This window comes from Candidatus Kuenenia sp. (assembly GCF_039794105.1).
Taxonomy (GTDB): Bacteria; Planctomycetota; Brocadiia; order Brocadiales; family Brocadiaceae; genus Kuenenia.
The window spans coordinates 1-7,460 of the sequence record NZ_JBDIWA010000061.1; the positions used below are offsets into that span (position 1 = coordinate 1).

Sequence of the window (7,460 nt, forward strand, 5' to 3'; positions counted from 1 at the left end):
ATGTGGTTTGGATTTGTTGTTCTCATTTTTACTTATAATTATATCGTCCATTTTCGCCATTGCAACCCTGTTACCCTAATAATTATAAGCAAATTTGTGAAAACTTGCATTCTCGGACAGCCTGTTAAGAATTGACCCCGCCTTTTTCTTTGAAATGTTTTATTTTTTGTAATTGACAGGTGGAAATAATAAGCAATAATAAAGGATAATTAGGGGACACTTCCTATATTTCTTGCTTGATCTTGTTGGAAAAATAAGGGAAGTGTCCCTATATTTCCCACTGCTTGGAATCTGGAATTTATTTTTCGTTTGTTCTGCCAATAGAAGGAGGGATTAAAAGTATAAAACGTTTGGTTCAGGTTACAAACCTGAACCCGCGAATGTAATTTTCAGTGTCGTTACGTTCCCAAATATGAATTTGGAAACGAGTTGTGCTTCGTAGTTTAATAGATTACGCTGAATAGTTACAAGAAATTACTGATAAGGTACTGATGTGTTGAAAATTATCATATTCCCAATGCCCTTCTTTTCTTTTGAATATGATGTATCATCTTTTTTGCCGATTCAACAGGGTCGATTTCAATGATTAATGTGCTGCCGGTGATACTTTCCAGTTTGTTGGTAAGCATATCAATTACATACGGCGAACCTCCAAGCTTTGGTGTTACGCCAATGTGTGTGGTAATTCCAAGCGCCATAACTCCCATATAAATAGCGGCCGCTTTTTCCACAACATGTTCGGCGGCGCTTGCAACAAGGGGGAGCTTATCGATGGATGTGTTCAGATAATCCGCAATGGCTGAAGCCAATACAGCGCAGCGTGAATTATCCACGCATGAACCAAAGTGAAAGATAGGGGGAATGCTTACATTTAATCCCGAGGCTTTTCCTATTGTTTCCAGAACACCCCGCAAAGAATCTCCTGCATATTTTTTCGCCTCTCCTGTAAGTAATCCGTGACGCGCGCATGCCGTTGCAGCGCAGCCTGTAGCAAGAACCAAAACGTTATTCTTTAAAAGCTCCTTTGCCATGGTAACAAAACTCATGTCTGTTTGAATCTTTGAGGACAAACAACCGGCAAGCACGGCAACGCCCTGAATAGAACCGTCAACTATAAGATCTACAAGCGGCTTTAGCGGCTGGCGGGCATTTAATTTTTTCAGGACGTCAATCATTACCTCGGTAGAAAAACCACCCATTAATTTATGTCCTTTTGCTTTCGGCAGAAATACGCGGTCAGATAAACGGTCTTTATACGCTTTGATTGCCTCCTCTACAATTTGCCTTGCGGATTCATGGGCGTTTTCCGAAGTAAATTCAATATAGGTATCATTGTCCATCCGCAATTCAGGCATGGTAGTAATTAATCGGGTATGGAGCCCCTTTGTAATTGACGAAAGTGATGGATACACACACTGTACATCCACACATACGGCGTCTACCAGTCCTGTACCAACCACAAGTTCCTGCATAATTGTGCTACCAGCCATGGGTATGCCGAGCCTCATTAACACCTCCGTACCGGTGCAACAGGTTCCTACCACATTAATGCCTTTCGCTCCCGCCTCTTTTGCCATGTCCTCAAGTTTGTTTGCAAAATGAACCACCATTTCAGAAAGTACAGGCACATGGCCATGTACAAGGATATTTACCTTGTCTTTATCGAGTGCGTCCATACCTATCGAGCTTTCTTTGGGTGTGGGTACTCCCAGCAAAATATCCTGTAATTGTGTTGAAATGTAGAGGGCCAATACATCAATTACCCCGTATTTTAAACACGACATGATAATGTGGTCTGTGCTGCTCATCATCCCTTGGGCGGTACTATGGATTCCCTGAACGATAGCCTCTGCTGCGCCTTTTTGAGGAACAATGCCTGCTTTTATTAGTTTATCAATATTTCTTGGCGCAAGGGCAAGGGCGAAATGCATAGGTCCCTCTCCCTGCCCAACAAGGTCTTCCATCGCTTTTTGACCAACTTCCTTTGCAACATCAAGCATTTGCATGCCGTCAGTATCTATGCCTAATTCTTTTGCCACGGCATAAAGTTTTGCCTCATCTTTAATTGGGAAATTTTCAGACCCTTTCGCTGCCGCGACAAACGCTTTTGCCATATGTATTGCATGTCCCAGGTGCGAGCTTGTGCCACGCAGCACCGTTTGAAGAAACATACCGGCAACCATATTATCAGCCGTTTTGCCGCAGGAACTCCTCTTTACCTTTGGGGCTGCAAGCCTTGTATGGAGAGGTAATTCTTCACTATCCAGCCGGCAGGGGCCAAGATTGCAGTTACGGCAACAGAGTCCATGACTTCCAAATCCACATCTGTCTTTCAACCCAAACAGGCTTGTATCGTAAGCCGCCTGTATATCCCAAACCGTTTCAATGCCCTGTTGTCGCAAGAAATCAACGGTCTCCTCAATTTGCTTATCAGCAAAGCCTTTTTTTCTTAATTCCTTTTCCTTTTTTAAAAAATGTTTCATTTGTCCACCTTTATTTTTCCCAATCAATAAAACAATATAAAGAAAGCTGTCGTACCTATTAGTATTTTAAAAATCAGCGGGATTCTATCAAATCACAGAAACAAAGTCAATTTTGGAGTAACACTTTAGTTTTTTGAAAAACTCAACAATGTACAATGTAGTGCGACGAGGTTCGTCGCACTACAAATGATTATTTCCAGTTTCAAATGACTAAAGTGTTATATTTTTTCAAATATTTGACGTATGGATTATTTTCTTTTAATTCGCTATATGTTTGCTATATTGAGTTTGTTTGCAGGCAATCAGATGTAAAATAAAAATATCTGTTATATCATGAACAACAAGTTTTAAACGGACGGGATGTCAGAATGAATGTGATTGAGATTAAACCTATTACAGGAAGAATAAACACGGTAATTCGGGTTCCAGGTTCAAAAAGCTATACAAACAGGGCATTAATTACAACGGCATTGGCCGACGGAATATCTGCAATAAATAATGCCCTTTTTAGCGATGATACAAGTTATATGGCGTCATGTTTAAATTCTCTTGGGATTCCTGTGGAGGAGCGAAGAGACACGAACACATTTATTGTTAATGGCAAGGGGGGGTGTATTCCCGCAGAGAAGGCAAATCTGTTTGTTGGTAATGCCGGGACTGCCATGAGATTTCTTACCGCTCTGCTTACGTTAGGGTACGGGGTGTATGAAATTGGCGGTGTGGAACGAATGGGACAAAGACCTATACAGGATTTGCTGGAAGGTTTAAACCAACTTGGCGCTGAAGTAAAATCAAAATTTGACAATAGCTGCCCTCCGGTCATCATTAAAGGCAAGGGGTTAAAGGGAGGGAAGGCTATAGTGAATGGCGATTTAAGCAGTCAATATTTTAGCGCTTTATTAATGGTTTCTCCCTATGCAGAGCATGATGTGACAATAGAAGTGAAGGGCGATCTGGCGTCAAAGCGTTATGTTGATATGACCATTGATTTAATGGGCAAGCATGGCGTAACTGTAGAAAATATCGGTTACAAAAGATTGTTGGTGAAAAGCGGACAGCGGTACAAAACAATTTCTTATGAGGTGGAAGGAGATGCTTCCGCAGCATCTTATTTTTTTGCTGTTGCGGCGATTACCGGTGGAAGAGTGCGGGTTGAAGGCGTAGGAAAAGATTCTTTGCAGGGCGACGTCCAATTTGCCGATGTTTTAAATAAAATGGGATGTCATGTGGATAGGGGGAAGGACTGGATAGAAGTCAGCGGCAGGGCATTGCATGGCATAGATATTGACATGGGGGATATGCCTGATGTGGCGCAAACATTAGCGGCGGTTGCGGTTTATGTGAAAGGCAAAACAAGGGTGAGAAATGTCAAAAACATGAGAATTAAGGAAACGGATAGAATCGCCGCCGTAGCAAAAGAATTGCGGAAAATGGGGATATCTGTCACGGAATATGAAGATGGTTTTGAGATTGAACCTTCTATGCCGAAACCTGCGGAAATAGAAACCTATGATGACCATCGCATGGCAATGAGTTTTGCTTTGATAGGATTAAAATCAGACGGGATATTTATTAAAAATCCGGAATGTGTCTCTAAAACATTTCCTGATTATTTCCAACTGATAGAAAAATTGCGGGAATAGTTATGCCGCTTATGAAAGAACATGACGAAGAATATATGGCGCTTGCATTGGAACTTGCAGAAAAAGGCAGGGGGATGGTTGAACCTAATCCAATGGTCGGCGCTGTTATTGTAAAAAACAATGAAATCGTTGGGAAGGGGTACCATAAGAAATACGGCGGCGCTCATGCGGAAATACACGCTATAAATGAAGGCGGAGTAAACTGCAAAGGCGCAACGCTATATGTAACCATGGAACCATGCGCTCATTATGGTAAAACCGCACCTTGTGTTGCCGCAATAATTTTGGCGGGAATTGCAAGGGTTGTAACTACATGCGTGGACCCTAATCCGGTTACATCCGGCAAAGGGGTGAAGCAATTACAGGCTGCGGGAATAACAGTGCGCATGGGCGTCATGGAAGATCAAGCCAAAAAACTTAACGCCCCTTTTTTTAAATTAATTCAAAAGGGTATGCCTTATATAATCGTAAAGTGGGCGATGTCGATTGATGGCAAGATTGCCACCGTTACCGGCAATTCAAAATGGATTACGTCGGAAGAATCCCGCCGGTATGTTCATACATTGCGAAGTCAGGTTGATGGCGTTATGGTGGGAATTAACACCGTTTTGAAAGATGATCCACTATTGACATGCCGAATTAATGAGGGAAGAAATCCAAAAAGAATAATCGTTGATAGCAAGGCTTCGCTTCCCTTAACGTCAGCGCTTATCAGGACTGCCCAACAAAGTGAAATAATTATCGCGGTGTGTAAAAACGCACCCACCCAAAAAATTGAGATATTACAGCAATCAGGATGCCGGGTTATAGAAACAAACGGCGATTACGACCATGTTGATTTAAAAGAACTCTTTTTAAAACTGGGGTCAATGCGGTTGACCAATATTATGGTGGAAGGTGGTAGTAAAATAATCACCTCATTAATAGAAAAACGTCTTGCGGATAAAATTATTGTATTTATCGCTCCCATCATAATTGGAGGATGTGGGGATACCTCTCCGGTGTTGGGTAAGGGCGTTGAAAACGTTTGCGATGCGCTGAAAATAAGAGAAGTAAGGCACTATAGATTTTCAGACGATATTGTAGTGGAGGGACTTTTAAATTAAAGCAAATAGAAAATTGTATCACGTGCATTAAATTAAAAATACGGCTAAGTCTTCTTTCGGAATGAGTAGATGTAGATGGTATGTGGGATAACATAGCATGTTTACGCAGATTCTACTGCGCCATCTTCATCATCAAGAGATCTTTCAATTTCGAATTCAATTTCTTTTCTTGGCTCAAGTACTAACTTCTTATATCTCTCTTTGATAAATGATAAACGCTCAGTTTTCTTTGACTGGTTATCTGTGGAATGATTAGCCCCTAAAATCATGTTATTACTTTCTCCCGCTTATAAAATAGGTCAAATCCTACAATCTGAAATAATTAAAAATCGATAAAAATTATATACCCACAGCACATAATGTCAAGCCCAAATTAATCACAAAAATAAGAAATAAAACACAATAAATGAACATGCCTTCCTGGGGAGATATTAGCGTTTAATGAGGGCTTGAAGAGTGTCTGAATTTCTTTGACATTCATTCGGATGCTAAAGATGGTAGTGGAAAATATATTTCACCATCTTTAAGTCATATTTTAACTTGACAAAAATTTATCACAACGTAATAATCAGATTCCTTCTGTGCTTTGCAGAACGCCAAGAATGAAGTAATTGGTGGCAAATAATATAAATTTTTTTTATCAAGGTTACCTATGTTAAAACAAATTATAGTTCCTACCGATGGTTCCGATAATAGCCTTACCGCAGCAGATTATGCCGTGAGTATTGCGAAAACAAATGATGGGAGTGTGCATGGACTATTTGTAAAAGATATTAAAATTCTGGCGGGTCCTTTGATTCATGATATTGGCACAAGCATTGGCGGTATGGTTCCCTATGGGACGTTTAATCAAACGGTCAGGGAAATGCTTGATTCTAAGGCAGACGCTGCTTTAAATCAGGTAGAAGGGAAGTGTATACAAGCGGGAGTACCCTTTACCCGTGAAATACAAGAAGGTATTGTAAATCATGAAATTGTAAAATCATCGGCAAATTATGATTTGATTGTTATGGGGAAGATGGGGGCTCACGCTGAATGGCGGGATGTATTTCTTGGTTCAAACGTAGAATTCGTTGTGCGGAAAACACATAAGCCCGTGCTTATAACGCCTGCGGGATTTAAATCCTTTTGCAACATGCTTATTGCATACGACGGGAGCCTGTTTGCAGATAAGGCATTGGCGGTAGGGGCGGAAATGGCGCAACTCATGAAACTAAATATAACGTTACTATGTGTTGATGATACCAGGGAGAAAGCCCTGCAAATCTTATCCAAAGCAAAAATTTTTCTCGATGGTCTTAACCTCACACCAAACATTGTTCCAATAGAAGGAAAAGATCATGCAAAGGGTATACAGGATGCATGTAAAGACAACTACGATTTGTTAGTGATGGGTGCGTATGGGCATTCCAAACTACAAGAAATGATTTTGGGCAGCACGACTACAAGGGTAATGAGACATACTGATTGCCCACTATTGCTTTACCGGTAAGTAAGCTTGTTTTATAAATTAGAAAAGAGCACTGGCGGTTGTTCTGCATTACGGTATATGTTTACCGTAGTAAAGAGAACTTCTGTTATTACAAGGTCAATACGGTGGCATACGTCCTTGTAATTTTATGACAGGTCTTTCAAACAAGCATATTTCAATATTTGTATCTAGCCCCATCCTTCCATTCATCCAGATGTATCCTTTCCAACCTATAGAAGCCCAGACCGGGACGGTCTGGCTACCTTTTCCATTCATCCGGATGTATCCTTTCCAACCCGGCAATCATCAATCGTACACAATGGGTGAAAATAAGAGTAAGCAAGAGAAATGGTAGGATTACAAAAAATGTACTTGCAATTGTGGATGATCTCATCCCTTATTCTTTTCTTTTGTCCAACCGCCGCCAAGCGCTTTATAAATATTTACACTTGCATTAAATTGTTGTTGCTTGATGTTTACTAATTCTAATTTCGATTGGAGGGCATTTTCTTGTGTTATTAATACCTCTAAGTAATTTGCTCTGCCCGTTTTGAATAGTTCCGATGATATTTCTATTGATTGAGTTAAAGCTGCCACTTTTCTGGTTGTGAGGTCGTATGCCTGTCCCAAATTCTTAATATTATTCATTTCGTTATACACTTCTACATAACCGTTGATAATTGTTTTTTGATAATTGTACAATGCTTCTATCTGTGTAGCCTGTGTAGTTGCAAATTGCGCTTTAATTGCACTTCGG

General features: G+C 40.5%; 6 protein-coding genes. 3 read left to right on the forward strand and 3 right to left on the reverse strand.

Annotated features, from left to right (window positions below):
* Positions 1–506: 506 nt before the first annotated feature.
* On the reverse strand, positions 507–2,483 hold the full coding sequence (gene cooS, locus ABJL82_RS16220; protein ID WP_347275749.1) for an anaerobic carbon-monoxide dehydrogenase catalytic subunit: 1,977 nt from the start codon (positions 2,481–2,483) through the stop codon (positions 507–509).
* A 368-nt stretch (positions 2,484–2,851) separates the two neighbouring features.
* Between cooS and aroA the strand changes: the two genes are divergently transcribed.
* Together aroA and ribD are read left to right on the forward strand one after the other, a co-directional pair.
* A complete protein-coding gene (gene aroA, locus ABJL82_RS16225) occupies positions 2,852–4,126 on the forward strand; it encodes a 3-phosphoshikimate 1-carboxyvinyltransferase (protein ID WP_347275750.1) in 1,275 nt (424 codons plus the stop codon).
* A 2-nt stretch (positions 4,127–4,128) separates the two neighbouring features.
* Positions 4,129–5,232 (forward strand): bifunctional diaminohydroxyphosphoribosylaminopyrimidine deaminase/5-amino-6-(5-phosphoribosylamino)uracil reductase RibD, encoded by a 1,104-nt coding sequence (ribD, locus tag ABJL82_RS16230; protein WP_347275751.1) that lies wholly within the window; start codon positions 4,129–4,131, stop codon positions 5,230–5,232.
* A gap of 101 nt (positions 5,233–5,333) precedes the next feature.
* On the opposite strand, the gene ABJL82_RS16235 is transcribed toward ribD, so the two are convergent.
* On the reverse strand, positions 5,334–5,501 hold the full coding sequence (locus ABJL82_RS16235) for a hypothetical protein (RefSeq protein ID WP_347275752.1): 168 nt from the start codon (positions 5,499–5,501) through the stop codon (positions 5,334–5,336).
* 383 nt (positions 5,502–5,884) lie between these two features.
* Between ABJL82_RS16235 and ABJL82_RS16240 the strand changes: the two genes are divergently transcribed.
* The gene (locus ABJL82_RS16240; RefSeq protein ID WP_347275753.1) at positions 5,885–6,724 is read left to right on the forward strand and encodes a universal stress protein; all 840 of its coding nucleotides are present in this window, start codon (positions 5,885–5,887) and stop codon (positions 6,722–6,724) included.
* Between the two features lie 369 nt (positions 6,725–7,093).
* Here the strand turns inward: ABJL82_RS16240 and ABJL82_RS16245 are convergent.
* Positions 7,094–7,460: TolC family protein (locus tag ABJL82_RS16245; protein ID WP_347275754.1), on the reverse strand; the 367-nt coding region annotated here is incomplete at its 5' end.